The organism is sulfur-oxidizing endosymbiont of Gigantopelta aegis, from assembly GCF_016097415.1.
Classification (GTDB): Bacteria; Pseudomonadota; Gammaproteobacteria; order GRL18; family GRL18; genus GRL18.
The window spans coordinates 1,755,393-1,782,148 of record NZ_JAEHGE010000001.1 but is presented as its reverse complement, the minus strand read 5'-3'; the positions used below and the strand labels follow the sequence as shown (position 1 = coordinate 1,782,148).

General features: G+C 38.8%; 24 protein-coding genes. 11 read left to right on the top strand and 13 right to left on the bottom strand.

The features are described from left to right. Window positions 1–32: 32 nt before the first annotated feature. Complete coding sequence (locus tag JEU79_RS08955) at window positions 33–566, top strand: DUF2062 domain-containing protein (protein WP_198263844.1); 534 nt, start codon at window positions 33–35, stop codon at window positions 564–566. Window positions 567–570: 4 nt separating this feature from the next. On the opposite strand, the gene JEU79_RS08950 is transcribed toward JEU79_RS08955, so the two are convergent. The 9 genes from JEU79_RS08950 to JEU79_RS08910 form a co-directional block, all read right to left on the bottom strand. Continuing rightward, the gene (locus JEU79_RS08950; protein WP_198263843.1) at window positions 571–1,335 is read right to left on the bottom strand and encodes an ABC transporter substrate-binding protein; all 765 of its coding nucleotides are present in this window, start codon (window positions 1,333–1,335) and stop codon (window positions 571–573) included. A 23-nt stretch (window positions 1,336–1,358) separates the two neighbouring features. Continuing rightward, window positions 1,359–2,684: a hypothetical protein gene (locus JEU79_RS08945; protein WP_214660536.1), complete on the bottom strand. Its 1,326-nt coding sequence runs from the start codon at window positions 2,682–2,684 to the stop codon at window positions 1,359–1,361. 121 nt (window positions 2,685–2,805) lie between these two features. Further along, window positions 2,806–3,114 (bottom strand): DUF2249 domain-containing protein, encoded by a 309-nt coding sequence (locus JEU79_RS08940; protein ID WP_198263841.1) that lies wholly within the window; start codon window positions 3,112–3,114, stop codon window positions 2,806–2,808. A 50-nt stretch (window positions 3,115–3,164) separates the two neighbouring features. After that, a complete protein-coding gene (locus JEU79_RS08935) occupies window positions 3,165–3,602 on the bottom strand; it encodes a hemerythrin domain-containing protein (protein ID WP_246540125.1) in 438 nt (145 codons plus the stop codon). 100 nt (window positions 3,603–3,702) lie between these two features. After that, window positions 3,703–4,815 (bottom strand): tRNA 2-selenouridine(34) synthase MnmH, encoded by a 1,113-nt coding sequence (gene mnmH, locus JEU79_RS08930; protein ID WP_198263840.1) that lies wholly within the window; start codon window positions 4,813–4,815, stop codon window positions 3,703–3,705. 6 nt (window positions 4,816–4,821) lie between these two features. Further along, window positions 4,822–7,164 (bottom strand): selenide, water dikinase SelD, encoded by a 2,343-nt coding sequence (gene selD / locus JEU79_RS08925; RefSeq protein WP_246540123.1) that lies wholly within the window; start codon window positions 7,162–7,164, stop codon window positions 4,822–4,824. 321 nt (window positions 7,165–7,485) lie between these two features. Next, the gene (locus tag JEU79_RS08920; RefSeq protein ID WP_198263838.1) at window positions 7,486–8,547 is read right to left on the bottom strand and encodes a CobW family GTP-binding protein; all 1,062 of its coding nucleotides are present in this window, start codon (window positions 8,545–8,547) and stop codon (window positions 7,486–7,488) included. Window positions 8,548–8,622: 75 nt separating this feature from the next. Next, window positions 8,623–10,200 (bottom strand): M16 family metallopeptidase, encoded by a 1,578-nt coding sequence (locus tag JEU79_RS08915; protein WP_198263837.1) that lies wholly within the window; start codon window positions 10,198–10,200, stop codon window positions 8,623–8,625. Then, window positions 10,197–11,705 carry a M16 family metallopeptidase gene (locus tag JEU79_RS08910; protein WP_198263836.1) on the bottom strand — a complete coding sequence of 503 codons (1,509 nt, stop codon included), beginning with the start codon at window positions 11,703–11,705 and terminating at the stop codon, window positions 10,197–10,199. Before JEU79_RS08910 ends, JEU79_RS08915 begins: the two co-directional genes overlap by 4 nt. A 233-nt stretch (window positions 11,706–11,938) precedes the next feature. On the opposite strand from JEU79_RS08910, the gene JEU79_RS08905 reads away from it, so the two are divergent. Beyond that, window positions 11,939–14,122: a type IV pilus assembly protein FimV gene (locus JEU79_RS08905; RefSeq protein WP_198263835.1), complete on the top strand. Its 2,184-nt coding sequence runs from the start codon at window positions 11,939–11,941 to the stop codon at window positions 14,120–14,122. A gap of 501 nt (window positions 14,123–14,623) precedes the next feature. Continuing rightward, window positions 14,624–15,892, top strand: a complete 1,269-nt coding sequence (locus JEU79_RS08900; protein ID WP_198263834.1) for an NAD(P)/FAD-dependent oxidoreductase — start codon at window positions 14,624–14,626, stop codon at window positions 15,890–15,892. Window positions 15,893–16,043: 151 nt separating this feature from the next. Here the strand turns inward: JEU79_RS08900 and relA are convergent, their stop codons facing one another. Both relA and JEU79_RS08890 read right to left on the bottom strand, forming a co-directional pair. Then, window positions 16,044–18,263, bottom strand: coding sequence for a GTP diphosphokinase (gene relA / locus JEU79_RS08895; RefSeq protein ID WP_198263833.1), 2,220 nt, complete (start codon window positions 18,261–18,263; stop codon window positions 16,044–16,046). A 154-nt stretch (window positions 18,264–18,417) separates the two neighbouring features. Further along, on the bottom strand, window positions 18,418–18,648 hold the full coding sequence (locus tag JEU79_RS08890; protein ID WP_198263832.1) for a hypothetical protein: 231 nt from the start codon (window positions 18,646–18,648) through the stop codon (window positions 18,418–18,420). A gap of 154 nt (window positions 18,649–18,802) precedes the next feature. Between JEU79_RS08890 and JEU79_RS08885 the strand changes: the two genes are divergently transcribed. The 6 genes from JEU79_RS08885 to modC all read left to right on the top strand — a co-directional run bounded on the left by JEU79_RS08885 (window position 18,803) and on the right by modC (window position 24,001). Further along, window positions 18,803–19,354, top strand: coding sequence for a DsrE family protein (locus JEU79_RS08885; protein ID WP_198263831.1), 552 nt, complete (start codon window positions 18,803–18,805; stop codon window positions 19,352–19,354). A 144-nt stretch (window positions 19,355–19,498) separates the two neighbouring features. Continuing rightward, window positions 19,499–20,350, top strand: a complete 852-nt coding sequence (locus JEU79_RS08880) for an ATPase (protein ID WP_198263830.1) — start codon at window positions 19,499–19,501, stop codon at window positions 20,348–20,350. 20 nt (window positions 20,351–20,370) lie between these two features. After that, window positions 20,371–21,435, top strand: coding sequence for a homoserine O-succinyltransferase MetA (gene metA, locus JEU79_RS08875; RefSeq protein WP_198263829.1), 1,065 nt, complete (start codon window positions 20,371–20,373; stop codon window positions 21,433–21,435). 4 nt (window positions 21,436–21,439) lie between these two features. Next, window positions 21,440–22,264: a molybdate ABC transporter substrate-binding protein gene (gene modA, locus JEU79_RS08870; protein WP_198263828.1), complete on the top strand. Its 825-nt coding sequence runs from the start codon at window positions 21,440–21,442 to the stop codon at window positions 22,262–22,264. Further along, window positions 22,254–22,937, top strand: a complete 684-nt coding sequence (gene modB, locus JEU79_RS08865; protein WP_198263827.1) for a molybdate ABC transporter permease subunit — start codon at window positions 22,254–22,256, stop codon at window positions 22,935–22,937. The genes modA and modB overlap by 11 nt, the downstream gene beginning before the upstream one ends. Beyond that, window positions 22,934–24,001, top strand: coding sequence for a molybdenum ABC transporter ATP-binding protein (gene modC, locus JEU79_RS08860; protein WP_198263826.1), 1,068 nt, complete (start codon window positions 22,934–22,936; stop codon window positions 23,999–24,001). The genes modB and modC overlap by 4 nt, the downstream gene beginning before the upstream one ends. 31 nt (window positions 24,002–24,032) lie before the next feature. On the opposite strand, the gene JEU79_RS08855 is transcribed toward modC, so the two are convergent. After that, the gene (locus JEU79_RS08855) at window positions 24,033–24,839 is read right to left on the bottom strand and encodes a thioesterase II family protein (RefSeq protein ID WP_198263825.1); all 807 of its coding nucleotides are present in this window, start codon (window positions 24,837–24,839) and stop codon (window positions 24,033–24,035) included. 208 nt (window positions 24,840–25,047) lie between these two features. Between JEU79_RS08855 and arsC the strand changes: the two genes are divergently transcribed. Continuing rightward, on the top strand, window positions 25,048–25,398 hold the full coding sequence (arsC, locus tag JEU79_RS08850; RefSeq protein ID WP_198263824.1) for an arsenate reductase (glutaredoxin): 351 nt from the start codon (window positions 25,048–25,050) through the stop codon (window positions 25,396–25,398). Beyond that, window positions 25,398–25,835, top strand: a complete 438-nt coding sequence (locus tag JEU79_RS08845; RefSeq protein WP_198263823.1) for a hypothetical protein — start codon at window positions 25,398–25,400, stop codon at window positions 25,833–25,835. The genes arsC and JEU79_RS08845 overlap by 1 nt, the downstream gene beginning before the upstream one ends. 212 nt (window positions 25,836–26,047) lie before the next feature. On the opposite strand, the gene JEU79_RS08840 is transcribed toward JEU79_RS08845, so the two are convergent. Then, window positions 26,048–26,572: a hypothetical protein gene (locus tag JEU79_RS08840; RefSeq protein ID WP_198264586.1), complete on the bottom strand. Its 525-nt coding sequence runs from the start codon at window positions 26,570–26,572 to the stop codon at window positions 26,048–26,050. Between the last annotated feature and the right edge of the window lie 184 nt (window positions 26,573–26,756).

The following is a 26,756-nucleotide window of genomic DNA, read 5'->3' as shown; positions in this document are numbered from 1 at the left end:
AATTTATCCAATATAAAAGCAAGATGCTATCTATGCCCAAAAGAATTATAAAAAAATACATGCCCGATCATAATACGATCAAAGACCATAAGCATTTAAAAATCTTCGGTCAATTGTTACACGATGGTAATTTATGGCATTTTAATCGTCGCTCGGTGTCAGGGGCTTTTGCTGTCGGGCTGTTTTGTGCTTTTATTCCTCTGCCCATGCAAATGATCATTGCCGCAGGTATTGCCATTCTAGTACGGGTGAATTTACCTATTTCTGTTTCACTCGTGTGGCTTACAAATCCTATCACTATGCCGCCAATATTTTATGGTGCTTATAAAATTGGTGCCTTTGTTATGGGTCAGGAAGCCATTAGCAGCGAATATCACTTAAGTGCAAAATGGTTCAGCGAACAATTAGACCTCATCTGGCAACCATTTTTACTCGGCTGTTTGATTGCCGGTACTTTGAGTGCGCTAATTGCCTATTCAAGCATACGCTTATTATGGCGCTTACACATCGTCCGGCACATCAATGAACGCCGACATAAAAGGCAATCACGCAAGGATAATACCTAAATTCCTACTCACCCACTTCTATTTTCAATGGAATCCAGCGGTTGATAGCTCTAGTCACTAGTCCTCGCTCTTTCATAGTTGCCAGCGCTTTATTGAGTTTAGCCAGCAATTCAGTATTGCCTTTTTTTACCACCCAGGCCAATGGCTCTTTGGTCAGATATTCATACAAGCCAAATAACTCTCTATCCTGAGTCTGAGGCATGACGGTATATTGCCAAATCGTCGGGGCATCATGAACAAAATAGTCAATCTGTTCAGCTTTAAGCGCCTTGATGCCCTCTTCAATTTGGGCAAAAACCTGAATATCTGAACCTGGAAATTCACTATTGACAAATGTCTGTCCGGTCGTATTTTCTTCAACGCCAAAGCGCTTGCCAGCGGAATACATCGCCATCTTAGATGATAAGGACATAATTTTATCTGCCTTAATCAGTACCATCTGCCCTACGGTCATATAGGCGTCGGCATAATCAACGCGTTTTTTACGTTCATCTGTGACCGAAACTCCGGACATGACCACATCAATTTTGCCATCATTTAACGCAGCTTCCAGATCATTCCAGGGAATGTCTATCAGTTTAATCGTCATGCCGGTGATTTCACCTAGATGAGAGGCTAGATCAGCTTCAATACCAACAATTTTTCCTTCATGTTTAAATGCAACCGGTGGATATGCCGTTGAAATGCCAACTTTTAGGGTTTCAGAATGTGCAACATTTAGAATGAGCGTAAACGTAATGAGTAGACAAAAGCGAATAAAAGATTTCATTAAATGACCTTTAAAATTAATTTTTAAACAGTACTAATCTTAGTCTCATTTTTATCAGAAATAACACCCCTGTCAAGGACAGACTGAGGAAAATTCAAAATTGCCTGCTGGCTTTTATTATATAAATAAAATCCCTGCCATAGCGCATAACTCAGCCAGGCAAAATTTAATAACACAGCAAGCCCTGCCACAATGACGATTGCTTGAAAATACACTGAAATAATAAGCAACATTAAAGAAGCACTGTGAAAGTACATCTGCCAACGGGATTGTTTACTAGAGATAATCATTTTCATATTCGGTACCAGATTAGGTTTAACCGACATCGATTCCGGATGTTTGAATGATAAATTTTGCAAGTTCAGATAGATAAGAAAGGGCACAATTTTTTGTAACATACCGATAATCGCCGAGCTTGCCAAACCATAAATCAACAAGATCCCCAGGCTAAATTCATATTGACGATAGTAATTGAGCAATTCTCCGCTAGGCCATAAGTGAAATAACCACCATAAACAGATTGCAACTAATAATGAAATTAAAGCCAGATAGAAAAAATGAATGGTGACATCGGCTATTTTACGTTTACGTTGCTGTAAGAGCTTTAAAGTATAAGAAATAAAAAATAGTAATTCGATACTTAATAAAATCTGAAAAAAATCAACTAAATGAATATTGTCTGAAAAGCCAAATATCGGCATCGTCACTAACAATAAAGTAATCAATAACAAACTAGAAACAATCAGTACTGATAGGCGTTTTAAGTAATTAACCGAAAATTCTGGTGTAACAAAAAACATCGGTATCACTTGAGAACTCACCGCCATCAATAAAATGACTACCCAGCCTATCAATCCCCACAGAGCATGGATGTTCGTATAAAAACGATATTGTAACTCCCATTCTTGATACAAACCAGGATAGGCATAAGCTAAGAGCAGATACAAACCTAAGCCGATGGTAATGGTTAAAACAAAAAATAAAATACGCACCAGAAAAATAATTAAGTGCTCATTAATATCACTTAAGAAGAGCGGAATTAATGACCAAGTGAACAAAGAAATTGCAATACCCAGAGCAATAAAAGCCAGCCAATATAGGCCTTGCTGTACTACAAACAGCTGCGAAAACGCCAAGGTTAATGCTAAAGTGCCAACAGTTAATAGTATGTGTATTATCATTACCCGTTGACTACCACCGGGAATAAAGCGTCCAATCATCACTGGAATAAACTGATATAAGGCACCAATCATAACCATTAGCATAAAGCCTATGGTCATAAGATGAGTCAATACTAAGGCATTCATTAACCAACGAGAAAGCCAAAGGTCAGCCCCGATATAAAGCATAAATAAAGCCGCCAGCATTCCGAATAAAGGCGCAGTTAAAAAAAATCGCAAAGGGATAAGCAAGGGAGGAATGGTATTAAGGGAAAGCCCTTTAGTATTCATGAAATTTTATAATCGTTTGTTAAAAATGCTTTATACAATAGTCATTCACTGGAATGTCATTTTTTTTCCAGATTATGATAGTCCATAATTTTGATGATTCACTTTGGGCTATGGCTTCATTGACGGTTTTATTTGAACTTTCTTTTAAACTTTCTTTTAAACGATAGTCAAAGCCCTGCTCTTGCAATAACTGAAATAAAGGTAAGGGTTTTTTTCGATGTAGCATACGAATATAATCCCCCCTCTTCATTTTCCTTAATAGTGCGATAACCGCTTCAAAAGGCTCTGGGGGATCATAGTCACTGACATCTATAAATAATTCATTCACTGTCTCATTCACGACAAAATTTTGTAGTCAAAAATAACTATACGATTAGTTTAGTTTCGCTTCATCTTATCGACAATGGCAACCGCATTCGATAATGATTGATCAGTCATAGGATAGAGAATTTGTTCTTCTTTCATATTGTGTTGTTGCATGGTGATCATCAGCGTTTCAGTCAAGGCTAAAAAATGATCCTTATCTTTATTTTCACTGGCTGTATTAATTTCATTCACTAGGGCACGCATTTGTTCATGTTCCATACGCATCATTTGCGTAGGTCCGCCTGTCATGCCGGTTTGCTCTTCAAATTCTGGAAAAAGTATTGTTTCCTCACGAGTGAAATGTTTTTCCAATTCAGCAGAAAACGCTTGCCATTGCTTGCTACCCAAAGTCCAGTCACCATTAGCAACTGATTCTTCTGCCTGTGCAAATTGTTCATCACACTCCTTATGATGGCTAGTCATAAAGGCGCTAATTGTCTGTGTCAACAAAGGAAACCCCTCAAAGATAAATTAAATACAAGTTCCAAAATTACGCTTTGGAACTATTCTCTAGCTTGAGAGGATTTTACAATTTATGGAAAAAGACGCCTTAATCCATATCAAGGTTTTTCTTTTGATTGGCGAGGATCTGATGGGAAGAGCCACGGAAAATGACTCGCTGTGATTTTTTGTCAGCTTGATAATCATACATTGGATCATAATATTGCGTGAGTAGGGACTCGATCCAGATGCGATGTAAATCTACCTGACCAGATAGCTTTTGCTCTTCAAGAGCAAGTTTCATTTGCTCTAAAATTAACACATAACGTTCACCGCCCAGGCGTTTTTTGATGCGTTCAAGACTGGCCTGAAGATAGTCGGCAAAGACCTGAAAAGCATCTTCGCTAGAATAGGCATAATAATTTTTGTAATAAGCCACTAGGTCAATAACATAATCTTTTAGAGTAATATTAATACGGTATGGCAGTTCTTCTTCAAGCATCACTAAATTAGCTAGCTGCATTTTTTTTTGTAATGATAGGGGCAAAGAAATACTGCCGATCAATTTACCTTCATCTTCAAGCCAAAATTGCTTGATGCCATTAGCACGATATTTCATTAAAGCTATGGATAAATTGTTTTCAAAATTAATTTGTGATGGCTGCCCATCAGGAAAACGTCCAAAACTCGAACCACGATGATGAGCAAAACTTTCCAGATCAATTGCCCCACTGAGTTCTTTTAATAGCCAGGTTTTTCCTGTACCAGTTCTACCACCCAACACAACAAAATGTGACTCCGCAATTGATTGTTCAAGCTCATCCAGTAGTACGCGTCTCATGGCCTTATAGCCACCATTAACCAATGGTAAATCGACACCACTTTCTTTCAGCCATTGCTGTGTTGTCCGTGAACGTAGTCCGCCACGAAAACAATATAAATAACCATCGGGATGTGCTTTAGCAAAAGCCTGCCACTGTGCAATTCGCTGTTCTTTTAACTCACCGCTCACCAATTTATTGCCCAACTTAATAGCGGCATCCTGCCCCTGTTGTTTGTAACGGATACCCACATCATGACGTTCCTGATCATTCATGAGTGGATGGTTCACCGCCATGGGAAATGCCCCTTGCTCAAATTCTATCGGTGCTCTCACATCCATCAAGGGTACATCATTCATAAATAATGAACGAATTAAATCTCTATCAATTGCTTTTGACATACATCTCTAACCTGAAAGTTTAATTGTGCTGGACATAAGGTCATTATTAGCATGAGTAATACCTATGACGACCGCAGATGAATATCCAGCTTGCTGTAACTGTTCTAAACATAAATCAGCCTTATCTTTTGCAATACCGGCAAGTAGGCCACCCGCAGTTTGAGGATCGAATAATAAGGGATAGTTTTTATGACTGGTAAATTGTTCAAGGTTGGATACCAGTCTTTTTAACTTGAGGTTGTCATCCTGAAGGGAACTAAAAATACCCTCAGCAATCATGTCGTGTGCACCCTTTAATATTGGTAAGGCAGTCAAATCAATTTGCGCTGAAAGTTTTGAGGCTTTTAGCATTTCAGCTAAATGCCCAAGCAAACCAAAGCCGGTAATGTCGGTACATGCCCGAGCCCCAAAGGCTTTAAAAATATCGGCTGCTTGACGATTTGATTGCAGCATGTGCGCAATCGCTTCTTCGATCCAGCGTCCTTTAGCTTTAAAGCGCATATTGGCTGCCAGTAATGTCCCTGTTCCCAGCGGCTTGGTTAAAATTAACACTTCATCAGACTGTAAGCCTGACTTTGTCATCATCTCGTCAGCTGAAACAAAGCCATTCACATTTAAACCAAAGGCCATTTCACTGCCTTCACCGGTATGGCCACCTAATAAGCTCATGTCATTTTCTTGCATCACTTCAAGCGCACCGGACATAATTTGAAATAATTCATCTTCAAGAATATCAGCCAAGGAATAAGGTAAAGTAACCAATGCCAAAGCCGAATGCGGTGTCGCTCCCATGGCATATAAATCACCCAAAGCATGATTGGCAGCAATTTTTCCTAACAAATAAGGATCATTAATAAAGGTCTTAAAGTAATCCAGTGATTGCACCAGTAATTTACCCTCTGGAACAGCAATTACAGCGGCATCATCGGCCTGCTCCAAGCCTAAAACCACGCTTTCCTGTTGCTTGGATTTATAGCGCTCTAATAAACGGTCGATCACTCTGGTTAAGATTGTACTGCCCACTTTTGCGCCACAACCACCACAGCGCATGGGTATTTCCTGTAAGCGTTTTAAGGCGGATTCATCCACCATGTGCTGGGAAATCTCCAGTTCATGAGTTTCGTTCATTGCTGGTAAATCACTGAACAGTTTCATAAAACGTACATCGATCCAGTTCTTGTACTGCCATACCCAATGCCCTTGAAATGCGAACATACTTCTGGAAGCTATTGCTGTTTTGTCTGCACAATTAAGCAGGCTTAAAAAACGTTTCTGGGGTTTAAAGGCTTTGAGTGACTGTCCACTGATAAAGCGACGCATATTTTCAAATAATGGAGGCCCCTGGCGAACGGCAAAAACCCCTGACTTGGGACGTGGATAATTAACCATTGCAGCAATATCCCCGGCGGCAAAAACATTGTCATGGGAGATGGATTGCAGATAATCATTTACTTTAATAAAGCCCCGTTCATCCACTGCTAAACCTGAAGCTTTTGGCCATTTTGCCGAGCTGGCAGTCGTACACCAAATAACGGCATCAGCTTCATATTTAGAACCATTATTGCAATGGACTATTTTTTTACTGACATATTTTGATGAGTCCTTGCTAGCAGATGATATATTACTTGTCGATGATGCAATTGCTATCGAAGCAATGTATGAGTTCAAATGCAGTGCAATGCCACGTTGTTGAAAAAGCTTTAACACACGTTTTTTTACAGAATTATTATGTGATGGCAATATTGTTGTTGCCGCACTAATGAGAATAAATTGCATCGTCTTCGGGGCTTTTCCCTGACGCTTTAATTCACTTTGAATACGTTGTTGGATGGAGAGAATTAATTCAACACCACTCGCACCACCACCCACAACAACAATGCGCTGAAACATTTCTTCTGTTAATGCACGATGAATAATCGTCTCTAAATGGCTGATAAACTGATCGACCGGTTTAACCGGAATGGCAAATTCTTTGACGCCGGGAATATCAAAAGCATCAGGGGTTGAACCAATATTAATCGACAATAGATCATAACGGATAGGAGGACGATTATCAGAATAGATCAGCTGTTGATCAGCATCAATATGGCTTACTCTGGTATGGTATAAGCGGCAACGTGCAAACTCAGAGAGGGGTCTTAAATCAAGGTGAGCATCATCAAAAGAGTATTGTCCGGCAATATAGCCCGGTAACATACCTGAATAAGGCGTATGAATGTCACTGGATAGCATGGTCAGCCTGAGACCGGGCAATGGATTCATGGCAAACATTTTCAATAAGCCAACATGACTATGGCCACCGCCAATCAGAACGAGTTCTTTAACAGTAATATCTGGAAGCTTGTTCACCGGGGACCCACTTATGAAATCGAAAGGTATCATTGCTAAAAATGATAATGGCTAATTTTATCAAAGATCCAATAAAAAAGCCCATTAAAAAATGAGCTTTTTTGGCAAACTTAATACTGAATCATGGTTAATATTATTCACATCTAATTTCTGCAACATCCTGTCTTGAATTGTGCGGTAATTTAACCAAGACTAAAAGATGATTAAGTTCTACTCCCCGTTCCCCTTGGTATTTCAACGTGTATGAGAACATAGAAACAAAAGTAGAAACATAAGGGTATTCCCTAGGGTTGAATATTACAATATACTGATTAATTACTTTTACTCTAAGATGATTTTTTTAGGTTGAATACAGGCTAAAATAGCAGCTTCAACTTTATTCCAATCATGCGCTTGTGCTTCTATTAGCTCCACCCGACTATCATCACGATGTGTTGAGGTCTGCTGGCTTAATTGCTCATCAGAACGATTTAATAATATCCATCCATCCTCAGTATGAAAAATTCCCTTCACTCGACTAAAGGCATCATCATTAACAAATTCAATGAGTTTGGTCTTGGAAAATACCATTGAGCGATCAAAAATCCAGCCACAGCCATAGTATCCCTGACCATTATTTTCAAAGCGTTGCCATTTGAATTCCGCTTGAGCATTATCATCAACCACGGGTACATCATGAGAGTGTGAATCATCCGTATCTAAAGACTGATTTTTTTCTGCAACAGGCGCATGTGCATTGGGATAAGTGGCGCTACGTAACAGCTTACGTTCAATATTAAGGTAATCACTATTAAATTGGCCAAATTCAATAGTCTCTACTTTTGCTTTAGCTGGCTCAAAGTTCTGAAAAAATTGCTTAAAAAAGTCCAAGTCTTTCGAGCTTGCCTGATCGGACTTACTGGCAAGGATCACATCAGCCATATTAATTTGATCGATAAAGGTCTCATTATTACGGTATTTGCTATCATTTAATTTATGCGCTTCAACCAGGCATATCGTTGCGCGTATGTCCAAAACACTTTTGTAAAACTCGCCCGTCAACACATCCATGACTTTTTTAGGGTGTCCAACCCCTGTGGGTTCAATGAGTATACGCTCTGGATTTGCTTGTTTTATTAATAAATTCAGGGCAATTTGCAATGGTAAACCCGCAGCACAGCAGAGACAGCCACCGGGTACTTCTTTAATAAAAACCCCTTCCCCCAGACCATCCTGTGCAAACATATCACCATCAATACCCACATCACCAAATTCATTCACTAAGACTGCCCAATTGGAATTTTCAGGCCGTGAGCGCAATAAACTTAAAATGGCCGTGGTTTTCCCACTGCCTAAAAAGCCGGTGATTAAATTAGTAGGAATTGCTTGAATTTTTTTTGACATGAAATTTTAACCAGGACAGAAGATTAAGCATCACAGATATATACCCGTGAAATAACTGTGTAGGATAGGTAAAAATCACTCTAATGGCAACCGGTGTTGTTCAATAGCATAATTATTCAAGGCCTTTTTTATGCTTTTCTCAAACTGTTTAATTTGCCCGACAGCAATGAATTGGCGTTCCTGACAAAAATATCGCTTTGCCACCGAAAATAATTGCTGTGTGCTTATGTTGGCAATGTTTTTATTCAGAATTTTTGAATAATCATCAACCAAATCATTTTCAAATTGCAGGATTTTATTGTTCACCAATTGCCTATTGGTTTGAAACTTAAAAATATTCTCCCCCAACATTTGCTGTTTAATCTTTTTTAAACTGAATTCACTGACAGGATTATGACAAAGTTCATCAAGGTGATTATTGATACCATTAATGGTATCTAATAATTTTTCATGGGCGATAGATGTTTGAATCAAGAACGGACTTTTATAGCGCCCACTTAATTGTCTGGCCTTAATGGCATACATGAGTCCTTGTCGTTCACGCAGATCAATGAACAACCTCGAATTTGGCCCTCCCCCTAAAACAGCAGCCAATATTTTTAAAGCTGGCCAATCCGGCGAATCTCTGGCTACGGTCACCCGTCCGTAAAGCAAGTCAATTTGTTGCGAGCCCTGGCGTTCAATATAATCAAAACGATTCTGAGCTATCAACAAGGTATTGCTACTCTGTTCTGCTTCAATCTTTAATTTTTTATCTCTATTTAAAGCTTCAGACTTATCACTCCAAGAGGAAAAGTAGCGATTAACTTCTTTGTTTAATGATTGTACATCAATATTTCCCGACAAAATAATACGGCTATGTTGAGGCTGATATTTTTGTTGATAAAAAGCCATGAGTTCTGCTATTTTAACTTCTTTTATCGCCTTGCTATTGGCCTGAGAGTGATAATAAAGATGGCTTGGGGAATAATGCAACTGATAAAATAATAATCGAGCTAGATAAGTCCCCGATGATTGCGTTAACTTTTTTTCTAATAATTGCTGCTGTACTATTCGATCTAATGCAGTTTGCTCTAGCGCAGCATCAGAGTTACTAATCATATCTGGAACAAGAAAACCCACTTGCTGTGACATTAAATCCAAAGCAAAAGACAAATCCTGAGGCAAGATATCTACCGACATGATTGAGTAATGTGCACTTTGCCAATAATGAATAGGCTGACCTAATAAACTGGCATATTGCTGAAATTTTTCATAGGGGTATTTTTTACTACCCTGTTTTAATAGCTTCAATACCAGAGGTGAAAGTAATTCATCTTTAGGATTTAGGTGATATTTTCCTGCTTCGACTAAAACTGCTAAACGAATACCGGGTATCTGATCACGCACCCTATAATCTATCAATAAACCATTATCTAAAATGATTTGCTGAAATTTTCCATCGCTAATCACTTCGATACTAGCATCAGTGACAGTATTTTTTCTTTCACTTTGTCTGATTGACTTGGGTAAAAAATCAGATTCAGGTTCGGGATTTAGATAAACATCTTTGACCGGTATAACTTGAGAAATATCTTGTTGCATACTCAAATTACCGCAACTGGATAGCAATAATACACTGAATAAAGCGATCATAATGTTTTCTATTTTCATAGAAATTGCTGCTCCAATGACTCACTCCAGCCCTGGGGCAAGACTTCCATTAACCACTTTACCAGACGCATACCAACACCCGGCTCTATTTCTAAGGCCAGCCAATCGTCGGTAAAATATTGCTTTGCCACTTGCTTTATTTGTGCATGTTCCACGCCCTGATATGCATCAAGCGCAGATATAAACTGTAAGGGATCATTAAAAAACAATACCCCATCACCAATAAGAGCCGCTATTTGACGATTGTCGGCTGTTTTTTCTAAAATCATTAATTGGCGATGTTTTTTTGCACTACATAATTCTGCGTCCGATACACCATTGAGTTGAATTTTTTCCAGTTCAGTTTTCACTATCATTTGTATTTGTGAAAAATCGGCATAACTATGTGGCACCATGCCCATTGCAGTGATACCCGCTTGCTCAAAAGTCAGCGGCATGCCTATCGTTTCAAAAACCAAGGCTCGGTCATCTTTTAAGAGTCGTTTTAAACGAGCAGCATCATGATTTAAAAGAATATCAGCCAATAATTCAACCGCATAAAAGTCTGAATTATGCTTGCCCGGAGTATGCCAGCCTAAAGCATAAAGAGGAAAAGGCGCTAATGGATCATAATGGCGTTCGGACTTCCCTTTTTTTTTTGTAACAAATACTGGATTGTTTTTTATACGATCATTTTCTAAAGATCCATTCTTTAAAACATCATTCTCTAAAACATCATTCTCTAAAACACTAAAGTACTGACGAATTTGCCCCATAACTTCATCCGTATCAAAGTCACCGACTAAGACTAAAATGATATTATCAGGCTGATAGTATTGCTTAAAAAATGCTGTCACTTCAGGCACCCTTGCAGTGCTTATATCTTCCTCTGAGCCAATAATAAGATGATCATAATCAGTCCCCTGCCAGGCTGATACCATAAACTCACTGGCAATTTTAAAATAAGGGACATTATCAATGCGTAATAATTTTTCCTCCAGTACCGCTGCACGCTGATTGGCTAATGTAGCTTCATTGATGGTTAAATTAGCAAGCCGTTCTGCTTCCAACCATAAAACCCGTTCAAGATACATCGCCGGTGCTTCAGTCCAATACACGGTTTTGTCATAATCGGTACTGGCATTAATGCGACCACCTATTTGCCTTATCGCATCAAAATGACCACCATCCGGTACATTTTTTGAGCCCTTAAACATCATGTGTTCAAACAAATGCGCATAACCAGCCTCATTTATTTGCTCATCTGCTGCACCGACATCAACAATCATTCTTAAAGAAAACACCGGTAATTGATGGTTTTCCAATAAATACACCTGCAAGCCATTATTTAATTGCCGATGGTATACCTCAAGTTGTTGGAAAGTAGATTTTTGTGCGGGGGTTAATAATTGACAGACAAAGGGCTTCACTGACTCACTAAAAGCGCCAGAATTAGCATGAGCATTCCCTACTAAGAGAGGAAAAACAAGCAATACAGCACAGCCAATATATTGCCACAAACTCATCGAAAAAAACCATTAATGAAAATTCGAGTTTGTTTTTTTATTTTATTCATATCTAACACTTTAATGATTGATTAGCTGAGTTTATATCAGGAAAAAGCATAACTTGTCCTAATAACTTGATTTATTGTGATAATGACATACTTTTAGGTATAATAGCCAAAAAAAGCATTCAGTTTACATAGTCTTACATTTCTTATTATTAGAGCATCTTTTTAGGGTTAATTATTTCTATTATGTTGAAAAAATCGGTATTTTTCTTTATTTCCAGCCTAGTGTTTCCTAGCAGTGGTTTTTCCCTTGGCTTAGGTGACATCACCGTTTTTTCTTCCTTAAACACGCCATTAAAAGCTCAAATAGTCTTAGTTGATTCTGAAAGTAATTTAGTTGATGATTTTGTCATTAAGAATGCAAGTTTTAGCACCTATCAACGTGCCGGTTTACCCAGACCGGAAATTTTCAAAAAAGTACGCTTTAAAGCGGTAAAAATGAGCAATGATTCTATTGTCATTGAATTAAGCTCAAAAAAACCCATACGTGAGCCTTTTATTACTTTTATCGCTGATCTCAAATGGCCTAAAGGTCATCTTAATCGTGAATATACCTTCTTATTAGATCCTCCCGAGTTTATCCATAAGCAAATTCGTAAAGCCAAACCCACTCAAAAAACATCAGCAAAAAAAATAGCCCGTACTGCAAAATATAACAAGCCTCCCCGTTCCAACAAATCAAGCATCTCACGCAAAAACAAGCAAACAGGATTTTCGTATAGCACTGCCAGTGAGACAAGCAATAAAACTACCTATACAGTCAAGCAGGCGGATACCTTGTGGGAAATTGCCAAAAAAGTAAAATCTCATAAAAGTGCTTCTACTTATCAGACCATGCAAGCCTTGTTTGAGTTAAACCCCCATGCTTTTATCAATAATAACATTAATTTATTAAAGCAAGGCCAAGTACTGCAGCTACCAGATAATTCCCTAACTTATTCAAACCAAGCCCAGAAAAATATCGCTACAAATAAAAAACCAACACAAAACAAGCAAAATGCACTGAGTAAACAAAACACACTGACCAAGCAAGTAGACAATAAGCATAAATCAATGCTTCTGAGTGATTTGGAAACACGTGCAAAATCAGCTATCGCAAAAAACAAGCCAGGTAATACAGAGCCTGAAGGCCACTCCCAACTTAAAATCATTCCAACCACTGAAACGCTGTTAAACACACCGATCACAAGTAAGGCTGATCTTAAGATCATTAATCAGGCGCTAAAAAAATCGATTTCAACAATCAAATCCTTACAAAGTGAGAATGAGAACCTAAGCGATAAGATCAATGCTCTGACCTCCCAATTACAGACACTTGATTCTCATAATAGGAATTTGAACAGCCAAATATCCATCATAACAGAACAATTAAAACAAGAAGTAGAGACAACAGCACCGATTTCAGAAGCAATATCTGAAATAACGGAGGGCGATACGCCTAAAAAGAACAGCACAAGCACTCAAAGTAGCAATATTTCTAAAATTGATAATGACCAAGCTATAGTTATCCCTAAAACAAATACCATTGAACTTGAAGTCGAATCGCCTATTGTAAGCACAAACAAACCTCGCTCCTTTGTCCGTGAACTATTAGCAAATCCGGTGATTGCCTTTGCTCTGGCCATATTTACTATTCTTATCCTGGTAGCAACACTATTTATTCTTCGTGTACAAAACGACAAGAGAAAACAAATAAAGCAAGGCGCATATACCCCCTATCCAAGCAACGACAAGCCATCAGCACCGGTTAAAGCCTCCTTTATAGAGACCACACCCAAGGTAAAAGCCGCAAGCCAATCAGTCCCTAGCGCATCATCATTACAAGGCACTGATATCAGTGATGAAAAAGATGAGGAAGACATGGATTTCTTTGAATATTTTGAAAAGAAAATGAATACACCGGATGAAGACTCTGGCTCTAGTCCAGCCAATGGCTCTAACTCAGCTCCAACAGGCAAGGCAAAATCTTCTCCTGCTAAAGGCTCTAGCCCTATTGTTGAAGCTGAAGAAGAAACTGATATCACCTTTGAGTTAAACATCAGTACTGCTGAAATTGAAGAATATGAAAATAGTCTGACTAGGTCAAATACATCGAATAGCATCATCAGTGAAATTGATACCTATCTTGCCTATGGCAATTATTCAGAAGCAGAGACGCGACTACTGAATGAATTAAAAAAAATGCCCACCAGCAAAGACTTACATTTAAAATTATTTGACTGTTATAGTTCTGCAAATCAACGTGATCAATTCATACAACATGTCAAAAATAACATCGACTTACTTAACGTTGACCTTGTATTGCGTCACCGCGTTGAAAACATTTTTCAACAATCCTGGAATGCACCTTTAAACATACATCAGTTATAAAAAGCTAACGGTTTATAACGATTTTTTTAAATAATCGAATGCGATAGTCATAAATTGCTTTACTTTTATTTAAAAAAAGTTATTATTGTAAAAAACAATAACTCAGACACATCTATATAATACTTCATTTATACCTTCAAATTATTATATACTAAAATAATAATATTTAATTTGAACAATTTAAAAATGAATTTATTAAATCATCTTCTATTTATACAGACTTATAATTGCGTGTTCAAAACACCCTGTATTAAGTTGCATAAATTACGCTGATTAGACTATTCCTTTCATAAAATTATTTCATATTTTCTTTCATCTTGAAATTAATATGCTATTTTTAATTACATACATTCTTTAGCTGTTTCACTCTGCCACTGCGCTTATAACTCAGTGCTCCAGAATTTTTTTAAATAGTTAACAATGCCTATTAAAAATGGATTTTTCATTATTCATTGAAAATAAATTAGCTTAATTTGATCAATTATCAGGAGATAATATTCTATGGCACACGTTGTTATTATTGGTGCGGGAACTGGGGGAATGCCTTGTGCATATGAAATGCGCGATGCATTGGATAAAGAACATTTAATTACCATGGTCAGTGAAAATGAAACCTTTGACTTCACACCATCTAATCCATGGGTAGCGGTCGGTTGGCGCGAAAGAAAAGATATCAGCTTTGAAACTCGTCCTTATTTAGAAAAGCGCGGCATTAACTTTGTTGCTCATCGGGTCGATAAAATTGATCCCGCAAAAAATGAACTCACTTTAAACAATAACGATAAAATCAGCTATGACTATTTAGTAATAGCCACTGGCCCCCGTCTAGCCTTTGAAGAGGTTGAAGGTTCAGGTCCATCAGAGCATAGCCAATCTATCTGTTCTTTGCCTCATGCAGAAACTGCCTTTAAAAACTTTGAAGAACTAGCAGCTGATCCAGGCCCGGCAATTGTCGGTGCCATGCCTTTTGCCAGTTGTTTCGGACCTGCTTATGAGTACGCTTTCATTCTTAATAGAGAACTGCAAAAACGTAAACTCCGTGACCAGGTTCCAATGACCTATGTAACCTCTGAACCCTATATCGGTCATTTAGGTTTAGGTGGTGTGGGTGATTCACAAGGTATGCTCGAATCAGAATTACGCCAGCATTCAATCAAGTGGATTTGTAATGCAAAAACCACCAAAATTGAAGCCGGTAAAATGTTCATTGATGAACTCAATGAAGATGGTAGCATTAAGAAACAACATGAACTGCCTTTTAAACATGGCATGATGCTACCTGCTTTTAAAGGTGTTGATGCAGTTGCCGGTGTTGAAGGCTTATGTAATCCTCGTGGCTTTGTTATTGTGGACAAACATCAGCGCAGTCCTAAATATCCAAATATTTTTTCTGCCGGTGTCTGTATTGCTATCCCACCTGTTGAAGCAACACCTGTACCTACTGGCGCACCTAAGACTGGCTATATGATTGAGTCTATGGTTACTGCCATTGTACATAATATTGCTGATGAACTGACTGATATTGAACCAAGTCACGAAGCAACCTGGAATGCGATTTGTCTGGCTGATATGGGTAATACGGGCGCAGCATTTGTTGCGATTCCACAAATTCCACCACGTAATCTTGCCTGGTTTAAAAAAGGTAAATGGGTGCATTTAGCGAAGATTGGTTTTGAAAAGTATTTTATACGTAAAATGAAATCAGGTTCTAGCGAGCCCATTTACGAAAAATACCTACTCAAAGCATTGGGTATCAATCGTCTAAAATAAGCGCTTGTTTTGGGAAAGGTCGGAGTCAAATGGTATTAGATTAGATTAGATTAGATTAGATTAGATTAGATTATATTATAAATATCATAATATTAAGCCATTTGACTCCGACCCAGCCTCACTAGACCTTACCACCTTCTGAATAAAAACATCATTCACGAATTCTATACACTTCAATTACATTGGATAATTGTGAAATCCGATTCAAAGCCCGGCTCAGTTGAGCAATGCCAGCAATTTCTAAAGACAATCTCATACGCGCTGAATAATCTGATTTATTGGTAGAAGTATTCACTCCCAGTACATTTATTTCAATATTGGCCAAAATAGCAGTAATATCTCTGAGCAAACCCTGTCTGTCCATAGCAATCAATTCAATCGTCACCGTATAACATTGATTGACTTCATGATTCCATTCAACTTCAGTTAAGCGATCACTATTTTCTTCCATCGCCTGCTGCATATTATGGCAATCACTGCGATGGATCGTAATGCCCCGTGTCTTGGTCACAAAACCAATGATATCATCGCCGGGAACGGGTTTGCAGCACTGGGCTATTTGAGTGAGAATATTATCGACGCCATAAATCGTCACATCGCCAGAACCTTGCGGTAAGAGTTCAATGGTTTGCTGTACTGGCTCATCAATAGGAGCCTTTCGATCACTATGACCACCCAATTCTTGAATGGAACTTGCAATCTGTCCTGTGGTTATTTCTCCCCGACCAATTTCTGTAAATAAGTGAGCCGTTTCATCAAAGTGGAAATGCTTGGCTAATTTATCATGGGATATATTAGCAATACCCAGACGATGTAATTCTTTTTCTAAAACCTCACGCCCTGCCAATAAATTTTGATCGTGATTTTGTTGCTTAAACCAATGCCTGACTTTTGCTCTTGCCCGGGATGTTTTTAAATAGCCTAACTGAGGATTTAACCAATCACGACTGGGGGAACCATTTTTAGTAGTAAGAATATGTACCTGCTCACCACTTTTCAATTCATAGGTCAGGGGAACCATTTTGCCATTCACTTTAGCACCACGGCAACAAGCACCCACCTCTGTATGTACATAAAAAGCAAAATCTAAAGGCGTTGCTCCTTGGGGCATATCGATGATCTCACCTTCCGGCGTCATGACATAAACCCGATCTTGGAAGACTTCTGACTTAAAGCGATCAATAAAATCGCCAGCATCTTTTTCTTCGTCTTTCCATTCTAATAATTGCCTTAACCAAGCAATTTTTTGCTCATAGTGACCATTTTGTTTACCGCCCTCTTTATAACGCCAATGCGCTGCCACACCGTATTCTGCATGTTTATGCATATCATAAGTACGGATCTGAATCTCTAGAGTTTTGCCCTGTGGACCAACGATGGCGGTATGGATGGACTGATAATTATTTTCTTTGGGCGTGGCAATGTAATCATCAAATTCATAGGGAATATGTCGCCAAATAGTATGTACGACACCAAGTGCATGATAGCAATCTTTCAGTTTATCAACATGAATTCGAACGGCACGTAAATCATAGAGCTGATGAAAGCCCAAATTTTTCCGCTGCATTTTTTTCCAAATGCTATAAATATGCTTCGAGCGCCCCGTCACTTCCCCTTCGATATGATTTTCAGTGAGGTTATCTTGAATAACTCCCACTACATCATCAATATACTTATCGCGATCAATTTTTCTTTCTGCCAGATAGCGGGCAATTTTTTTATAATTGTATTCATCTAAAAAGCGAAAGGCTAAATCTTCAAGCTCCCATTTGAGCTGCCAAATCCCTAAACGATTAGCGAGCGGTGCATAAATCTCAGCGGTTTCATTGGCTATAATTTTTTGCTTTCGAGGTGACAATGAATCGAGGGTACGCATATTATGCAAGCGATCAGCTAGTTTGATCATAACCACGCGCACATCTTCTGCCATTGCTAATAATAATTTACGCAGGTTCTCGGCTTTCAAGCCTTCTTTTTTTATGGTGCCATTAAGATTGGGTTTAAGTGTCGCAAAAACCTTCATTTTTGTGACGCTATCAACCAGAGTCGTGACTTCTTTACCGAATTTTTTTTCCAATTGTGCCAGGGTCACATCTGTATCTTCAACGACATCGTGAAGCAGTCCTGTCATCAAAGAAGGCGTATCTAAGTTAAGTGTGAGGAGAATTTCGGCAACTGATATGACATGAAAAACGTAAGGCTCACCCGATGCTCTAACCTGGCCTTCATGCGCTTCATCAGCAAACTTAAACGCCTCATACAAAGCATCCAGATCAACATGCACATGAGAGCTTTTGATTTTTTCCAATAAGGCATCGAAACGCTCTTGAGGCGTATCATGGACATCGGTGATTGCTTCTACGTAAACCATTTTCTATGCGTATTTACTTTAATAGTATATTTAGGATGTGATTAAATAAAAATTTCCTTACTTATTACCATGATAGACAATAAATCTATAAAATCTATCACTTTTCTCATTTCAACACATTCAGACGTTCTAAGCATCAAGAAAGCATATAAAATCAGGCATTATTTTTATCTTTAAGATAAAAAATGGTTTTTAATATTAACAGAACAATCGGTGTACTGTGCATAAACAAGTCAAAAATATCAATGGGGGCAGTTAATTGGCCTGCCATAAGCATATTAATTTTTTCCAGCAAATGAGGTTGTGCACCAATGGGAGCAGAACCAAGGAATAAGCTGATAATGATTAATACGGGAAAGGAAAAGATATCTAATAATTTTTTCATGATAATAGTTTCATAAGAGTAGTTTCTAAAAATTAATATTTAAGTGCATTCTAATGTATTATTTACAATAATGGATTTGGACATTAATTTCCATCTATTTATATTTTCTAACTATTTTTTCTGTACTTTATTTATTCTCTACTATACTAAAATTATGAATTTATATCGCAAAACAAATTTGATATTGTTGCTAACCACTTTATTGCTTGCCATCCCAAAACTAACGCTGGCCAATGAGCAAGACATCTTAGAATCAAATGCTCAATATGTTGATACGCCCTATGCCGAAGAGCAAAATGTCATGTTCGAGTTCTTCTTTGATGAACCGGCCAAAATTGGCTCTGCCCTCTATTGGCTACGCTCCTATATGAATACCCTTAGTGCTGAGCCTTATGATATGGCACCTGAATTTATGAATATCATTGTACTGATTCACGGTACAGAGATTGTGACCCTGGCAAAGCACAATTATGAAAAATATAAAACCTCAGTGGAGCGTATGCGTTATTACGAACAATTAGGTGTTGAATTTCGAATCTGTGGTGATGCTGCAGATGACTATGGTTATACTGCAAAAGACTTCCCGGCTTTCGTCAAGATTGTCCCTTCCGCTATTGCAGAACTTGCCCACTGGCAAAATCAGGGCTATGCCATTATTCGTCCCTTAGTATTTGAAAAAAAATACTCTATTGAAGAAATTCGTTAATTATTTCTCACTCACAGACTCACTCTCGAACAAACACACATCTTTCAATGATTTAACCGACATTTATCATATCCTTTAGCGCCAAAGCCTTCCACTGAGCGCCAAAATCAAGGATAATGCACTCGTCTAAATTTGGAGTATCTGATGAGATTTAGTATTGATGAATTCCGCCGATGGGAAAATAAAAAAGTCACCTTATTAGGTATGTCAGGCGTAGGTAAAACCTATCTGTCCAGCCTATTAAGAGATTCCCAATGGTTTCACTTTTCCGGTGATTACCGTATCGGTACGCGCTACCTTGATGAGCCGATCATGGATATGATCAAACAGCAGGCCATGCAAGTACCCTTTTTAAAGGAATTACTGCGAAATGACTGGATATCCATAAAAAACAACATTAAAGTTCACGATCTTGGCCCGGTGTTAAGTTATATTGGCAAATTAGGCAATCCTGAATTGGGTGGTGTTGAGCTGGAAGACTTTATTCAACGTCAGGCCTGTTATCGTGAAGGCGAAATAGCCGCAATGCTGGATGTGCCTAGCTTTATCGAGAAGGCACAAAATATCTATGGCTATCCACATTTTGTTAATGATGTCGGTGGTAGTCTTTGTGAACTAGATGATCCCCGTGTCATTGATACTCTGGTTGAACATACCTTAATTCTGTATATTCAGGTCACGCATAAAGACGAAGAAAAGAAACTGATTAAGCGTGCCCAAAGCGCCCCTAAGCCACTGTATTATCGCCCTGATTTTCTACAACAAGCGTTAGCCGCTTATCTTAAAGAAAATAATCTGGAATACGCCGCACAAATGATACCTGATGAGTTTACCCGATGGATATTTCCACGCTTATTTCATTCTAGAATTCCACGCTATGAAGCCATAGCCAAACCCCATGGTTATACGGTAACATCAGAAGAAGTTGCTCAAGTACGCGATCAGCAGGATTTTCTACACTTGTTGGAAAGTGCCATCGCACGTACAGAAAAATAATTTGAATCATGGATTAACCAATGCCATTAGTTGCTCACAATCAATTACCTTCATTTGACCGCTTGCGTGATGAGGGAATCAAAATTCTTACTCCCACGACAGCACAGCATCAGGATATTCGTGAGTTACATATTGGTCTGCTGAATATGATGCCTGATGCGGCACTCAGCGCCACGGAAAGACAGTTTTTCCGACTGATTGGTGAAAGTAATCCCATTGCACAATTTTATGTACATCCTTTTACCTTAGATGAAATTCCCCGCTCAGAAAAAGCCAGTGACTACATTGGCCAATATTATGAAAGCTTTGACAACATCAAAAAAATGGGGCTTGATGCGTTAATTATCACCGGTGCCAATGTGAACGGGCCTGATTTAGCCAATCAATCCTTCTGGGAACCACTGATTAAAGTCATTGACTGGGCTTGGGACAATGTCACTTCTACTTTGTGTTCCTGTCTGGCAACCCATGCCGTTATGGAATTTCACTATGGTCAGAAACGTAAGCCACAAGCAGAAAAAATATGGGGGGTTTTTCCACATCATATTACTCAGACTAAACACCCGCTGATCAGTGACATCAATACTCGTTTTGATGTCCCTCACTCGCGTTGGAATGCGGTATTTCCTGAACAGTTTAACAAACAAAAGCTAAAGATTCTCGTTGAATCGGATGCTGGCTTCGTACACCTAGCCACCAGCCCCGATGGCTTTCGCCATGTACTATTTCAGGGGCATCCTGAATATGATACCATCTCGTTGCTCAAGGAATACAAACGTGAAGTAAGTCAATTTGAATTAGATAAGCTAACAGAATATCCTCCGTTTCCAAAAAATTATCTGGGTATTTTTGCCAAGGCCATTTTAAATGAGTACCGCTATCGTTGTATGCTCGCCAAACAACAAGATTTACCGCTACCGGAATTCCCCGAAAAACTAATCAGTGCTGATATAGATATTACCTGGCATGATACTGCGGTAGAAGTGATTGGTAATTGGATGGGTTTAATTTATCAAATCACCCACAATGATCGTCATATACCCTTTATGGATGATATAGATCCTGATAATCCACTTAATTTATAGCGCCATGAAATTGCGTATCATTAAATGCCTCTTTTATAACCTACTATTGCTCAGCAGTCAGTCAATATTTGCTGCTGAGATTCTCGTTGCCAGCGCCAGTAATTTCAGTGAACCGTTAAAACGAATTGCTCAACTCTTTGAACAACAACACGCTACTCAAAAAAACACGCCTAAAACAAAACCTAAAGTAACGCTTGTTATCGCATCAACAGGAAAACTTTATGCCCAAATCAAGCATGGAGCACCCTATGACTTATTTTTCTCAGCCGATGAGCGCCGGGCAAAACTTTTGGACGATGAAAAAGTGGCCATAGCAAACTCTCGCTTTACTTATGCGATTGGAAAGCTAGCATTGTGGAGTCCACAAGCAAATTATATTGATCAGCAGGGAGAAATCCTTAAAAGTCAGGACTTTCGTTTTCTTGCCATGGCTAATCCCAAACTCGCACCCTATGGTAAAGCGGCTAAACAATTATTAATACAGCTCGGTGTCTGGAATCAATTGCAGGGACGTATTGTCCGTGGTGAAAACATTGGTCAAACTTACCAGTTTGTAAAAACTGCCAACGCCCAATTAGGACTCATTGCTTATTCGCAATTAAAACACCCTGATAGAAGCATCAGCGGTTCTCTTTGGCTAGTCCCACAAAACAATTACACACCAATTAAGCAACAAGCCGTTTTACTCAAAGATAATCCTTTAGCAAGACAATTTTATCTATTCGTTAAAAGTCCTGAAGCAGAAAAAATTATTCGTAGCTTTGGCTATAGCCTCGAAAATGACACCACTCATAAGCCACTAGAAAAAGTACCTGCTCATGCTCACTGAAGCCGATTTTAGCGCCCTGCTGATCACCTTTAAACTAGCGACGATCACTACGCTGATCTTACTCCTTATTGGCACGCCACTGGCTTGGTGGTTAGCACGTTCACAATGGCGTTATAAATTCTTACTCGAAGCCATTATCGCTCTGCCATTAGTCTTACCACCGACGGTTTTGGGATTTTATTTACTGATGGCACTGGGTCCTAATGGCCCCATTGGTGGCCTTATGCAAGCACTGGGGGGCAACTCACTGGCCTTCACTTTCACTGGACTCGTAATCGGCTCGGTATTTTATTCAATGCCCTTTGTTGTTCAGCCCTTGCAAGGTGCCTTTAAAGCTATTGGCAATCGTCCCTTAGAAGTTGCTGCAACACTTGGCGCCTCACCACTGGATCGTTTTTTCACCATTGCCGTACCACTTGCCAGACCCGGCTTCCTGACAGCGGCGGTACTGGGCTTTGCCCATACCATTGGTGAATTCGGTGTAGTGCTAATGATCGGTGGTAATATACCGGGGCAAACACAGGTATTATCCATTGCCATTTATGATCATGTCGAAGTCTTAGAATATTCACAGGCACATTGGTTGTCCGGTGGCTTATTAGTCTTATCCTTCATCATGCTACTCAGTGTTTATGCTTTAAATCGTCGATTTTCAGTGGCTTCACCCTCATGAGTATTGAAGCCCGCTTTAATATACAGCGTAAAAACTTTAAGCTTGATGTTGAGCTGAACATTCCTGATCATGGTGTGACCGCCATTTATGGTGATTCCGGTTGTGGTAAAACCACCCTGCTACGCGCCATTGCAGGACTTGAAAAAAGCAATAATGACTATTGTCGTATCGGTCAAAAGCTCTGGCAAGATGGCTCATTATTTGTGCCCCCAGAACAACGTTCCTTAGGCTATGTTTTTCAAGAAGCCAGCCTGTTTGCACACTTAAATGTACGGCAAAATATTGAGTATGGTCTTAAACGCGTTGCACAAGAGAACCGAACAGTTTCATTAGAGCAAGCCATTGAGTTATTAGATATCAGCCCATTATTGGATCGCAATAGCGAGCAACTATCCGGCGGCGAACGCCAGCGTGTAGCAATCGCTCGCGCCTTAGCAGCCAGCCCAAGCATTTTATTAATGGATGAACCCTTATCGGCACTGGATCATAAGCGTAAACAAGAAATCATGCCCTATCTCGAATCCTTGCATGATGAACTCAATATACCACTCTTATATGTCAGCCACTCACCAGATGAAGTGGCTCGATTAGCCGATCACCTTATTTTACTTGATGCAGGAAAGGTCAAGGCATCCGACTCTCTCAGCAGTATGCTCACACGCCTAGATTTGCCCTTAGCCCATGGTGATAATGCCGCCTCGTTAATTCATGCCAGCGTTGCCGGGCATGAAAAAAAATATCATCTTACTCATCTTGATTTTAATGGTGGGCGCTTTAGCGTTGCAGAAAAAGATTTACAACTTAAGCATAAAGTCCGTCTGCGGGTCATGGCACGGGATGTCAGTCTAACACTGGCACATCAGTCTGATACCAGTATTCTTAATATATTTCCAGCCATAATAGAAAACATGGAGTCCGAAGGCACATCACAAATTATGCTACGCCTGCTAATAAAAGACACACCACTATTAGCCCGAATCACACTAAAATCGGCTGCACTATTAGACTTAAAGCCAGGGAAACAAGTATTCGCACAAGTTAAAAGCGTGGCACTTTTATCATAACGAGTGTTTACTTTTATAGGCAGTATTAAAGTTATAGAAAAGTCTGTAATTGATCTTTAAGCAATGTCAGTAATTGCTTTTCCTGGGAATGAATAAAAAAGTGATCACCGGCTAACTTCACTGAACTCACATTTCCATGAGTGAGTTCTTTCCAAGCTGTCATTCTTTCACCTTGAGCCTTATGATCTTGCTGACCTTCAAAGGTAGTGATATTAATATTGAGTGGCTTATATTGCTCATTGTATTCATAGGTATCACACAACTTAAAATCAGCACGCAACACGGGTAAAAGTAGATTCATTAATTCCTGATTTGCTAAAACCTCAGCCGGAGTACCATTGAGTTGACGTAATTCTGTCATTAATTCTTTATCAGGCAAGTCATAAATAGCTTTGCTGGATGATTGAAGATGCATTGCTCGGCGACCTGAAATAAATAAATGTTCGGGATTGGCTAATGCACTTTGCGCTATTGTCTGAGCTAATTCATAAGCTAATAAAGCCCCCATGCTATGACCAAAAATTGCATAAGGCTTGTCCATGTAGTCCTTAATCACATCAAATACTTGTTCAACAATAGGCTGGTGATGACTATAAGGGCTATCAGCAAAACGCATACCACGACCCGGCAATTGAATAGCACAGACTTCTATCCAATCCGGCAATTGCGCTTGCCAGGGAAAATAAATATGTGCCCCACCACCCGCATAGGGAAAACAAAACAGTCTAATGCGTGCTGCGGGCTTTTCTTCAGGAAATAACAGCCACTGACTTTTACGTTTTTGATGACTATTACGGGTGTTTTTTGTTTCTCTGGCTAAGCATTCCACGCTATTCATCGATATTCTCTTTTTGTTATTATTTTTCTCATCTGACACATAGAGGATTTTAACTTGAAATGTTTGTTTTGAACATTAGGATAAGCACTTATTTAGAGAGGGCTAAAGCTAGCTTGTTGCTATATATGTGTGATATTTATGGTGCTTTTATAGAAACTCTTTGATATAGTTTTCCATACCCGTTAAATTTCATACTTTAGGCATAAAAATGAGCACCAAAATATACCATAATCCACGTTGTTCCAAGTCTCGTCAGACATTACAAATTTTGGAAGATAAAGGAATTAAACCGGAAATTATCGAATATTTAAAAACCCCGCCAACAGAAAGTGAATTAAAGTCTATCCTAAATGCATTGGGAAAAAGCCCGAGAGAATTGATGCGTAAAGGCGAAGCAGAATACAAGGAACACAATCTAGCTGACGACTCCTTGAGTGATGATCAGCTGATTGCAGCAATGGTGAAACACCCTAAATTAATCGAGCGTCCTATTGTTATTAGCGCTGACAATAAATATGCTTTAGGCCGCCCACCAGAAAGCGTTTTGGATATTTTATAATGACAACCACAGCACCTACAACTAATACCTCCGAAGCAGATACCGTTAAAACAGATTCTGTTAAAGCAAAGAGCACCGACAGCTCTAGTAATGTCGCTATCTTAGCAGAGGCTTTGTTTCTGGCTAATTTATTACTAATTCCGGTTATACCATTTTTAGCATTATTCTATTTATTTAGAAAACATGCCAAACAACCTCAATCAATTGCCTATATCCACTTGCGACAAACCTTGATCGCCAGTATTTTAGCAGGGATTTTTATCGTTATAATTGCAGTGATATTTTATTTCTTCAGTACCACGAGTGCGGCAATCACTTGGACGATTATTATTACCTATCTAACCTGTGTACACAGTACTTTTGTTATGTTGGGTATTTATGGTTTATCAAAAGCGATGGCAGGTCAGCCAGTAAAATTTCCTTTAATTCCAAATTAGTGCCCATCCGTCAATAGGTTTTTTATATAAAGAACCGTAGGGTGGGCATGGCTTTATCTGCCCACGCTGACTCAAGCGCTTATTATGTACACTTTCAGCGTGGGCACAAAAAGCGTGCCCACCCTACAGCCCAACCCCATCAATCCCCCTTCTAAAGAACAAGCCGATAAACAAAGGTGTTGATATTTTTGTATAAAAACACCCATATTTGCTCAAAGTAATGAATTTCCAAGTTTAGAAATAGTTTTTAACAATGCTTGTCTTTTGATTTTGTTATCTTCATTATGTGCTACTTCACTTAATGCTGATAACTCTTTATGTTTCTTATTATCTGCATCAAATTCTGGTAAATTCATGTGTTTAAACACATTACCCACTTGAATTGAAATATTATGACTATCAATAAAAGCTTGTACTGTAGAGCTGTTTAGTAAACCACAAAGATAATAGGCTGGCTCTGAATCATAAAAATCAACAAAAAACAATTTGTGGTCGGGAACAAAAACTTTTTGACCACTGATAGGATCGTTACCTTTTGTAATGACTGCCGCTCTAAATGATTTATTGCCAGGCTGTTCAGGCCATACCACTTTAAATGGTGCGAAAGTATAACTGCCAACATTTGAAATACAGAAATAAGGTGCGTGTTCTGTCATTCGTTTGCTATATGTTGATCTTAAAATAAGCTGGTCTTGATAGGTGCTAAAAAATCCTTCACACTTTGGTTTGTCTTCCATGTCATTTTCACAATCTTCTAATAACTGTTTTGTGATCCCCTTATTAGGCACCAGTACATATAAATCTTTTTTGATTGAGACATAACATTCCTGTATATCTCCAGCCCCCTTAACTAAAGGATATAGAAAATCAGGTTCTATCCAAAACTTTCTTGCTGGTTTTACTTTTCATTTCTTCCAAAGT

Excerpts from the sequence above, each read along its gene's own strand:
- JEU79_RS08955 (WP_198263844.1), top strand. The coding sequence starts at position 33 with ATGCCCAAAAGAATTATAAAAAAATACATGCCCGATCATAATACGATC.
- JEU79_RS08950 (WP_198263843.1), bottom strand. The coding sequence starts at position 1,335 with ATGAAATCTTTTATTCGCTTTTGTCTACTCATTACGTTTACGCTCATT.
- JEU79_RS08945 (WP_214660536.1), bottom strand. The coding sequence starts at position 2,684 with ATGCTTTATATCGGGGCTGACCTTTGGCTTTCTCGTTGGTTAATGAAT.
- mnmH (WP_198263840.1), bottom strand. The coding sequence starts at position 4,815 with ATGTCAAAAGCAATTGATAGAGATTTAATTCGTTCATTATTTATGAAT.
- JEU79_RS08920 (WP_198263838.1), bottom strand. The coding sequence starts at position 8,547 with ATGTCAAAAAAAATTCAAGCAATTCCTACTAATTTAATCACCGGCTTT.
- JEU79_RS08915 (WP_198263837.1), bottom strand. The coding sequence starts at position 10,200 with ATGAAAATAGAAAACATTATGATCGCTTTATTCAGTGTATTATTGCTA.
- JEU79_RS08910 (WP_198263836.1), bottom strand. The coding sequence starts at position 11,705 with ATGAGTTTGTGGCAATATATTGGCTGTGCTGTATTGCTTGTTTTTCCT.
- JEU79_RS08905 (WP_198263835.1), top strand. The coding sequence starts at position 11,939 with ATGTTGAAAAAATCGGTATTTTTCTTTATTTCCAGCCTAGTGTTTCCT.
- JEU79_RS08900 (WP_198263834.1), top strand. The coding sequence starts at position 14,624 with ATGGCACACGTTGTTATTATTGGTGCGGGAACTGGGGGAATGCCTTGT.
- relA (WP_198263833.1), bottom strand. The coding sequence starts at position 18,263 with ATGGTTTACGTAGAAGCAATCACCGATGTCCATGATACGCCTCAAGAG.
- JEU79_RS08890 (WP_198263832.1), bottom strand. The coding sequence starts at position 18,648 with ATGAAAAAATTATTAGATATCTTTTCCTTTCCCGTATTAATCATTATC.
- JEU79_RS08885 (WP_198263831.1), top strand. The coding sequence starts at position 18,803 with ATGAATTTATATCGCAAAACAAATTTGATATTGTTGCTAACCACTTTA.
- JEU79_RS08880 (WP_198263830.1), top strand. The coding sequence starts at position 19,499 with ATGAGATTTAGTATTGATGAATTCCGCCGATGGGAAAATAAAAAAGTC.
- metA (WP_198263829.1), top strand. The coding sequence starts at position 20,371 with ATGCCATTAGTTGCTCACAATCAATTACCTTCATTTGACCGCTTGCGT.
- modA (WP_198263828.1), top strand. The coding sequence starts at position 21,440 with ATGAAATTGCGTATCATTAAATGCCTCTTTTATAACCTACTATTGCTC.
- modB (WP_198263827.1), top strand. The coding sequence starts at position 22,254 with ATGCTCACTGAAGCCGATTTTAGCGCCCTGCTGATCACCTTTAAACTA.
- modC (WP_198263826.1), top strand. The coding sequence starts at position 22,934 with ATGAGTATTGAAGCCCGCTTTAATATACAGCGTAAAAACTTTAAGCTT.
- JEU79_RS08855 (WP_198263825.1), bottom strand. The coding sequence starts at position 24,839 with ATGAATAGCGTGGAATGCTTAGCCAGAGAAACAAAAAACACCCGTAAT.
- arsC (WP_198263824.1), top strand. The coding sequence starts at position 25,048 with ATGAGCACCAAAATATACCATAATCCACGTTGTTCCAAGTCTCGTCAG.
- JEU79_RS08845 (WP_198263823.1), top strand. The coding sequence starts at position 25,398 with ATGACAACCACAGCACCTACAACTAATACCTCCGAAGCAGATACCGTT.
- JEU79_RS08840 (WP_198264586.1), bottom strand. The coding sequence starts at position 26,572 with ATGGAAGACAAACCAAAGTGTGAAGGATTTTTTAGCACCTATCAAGAC.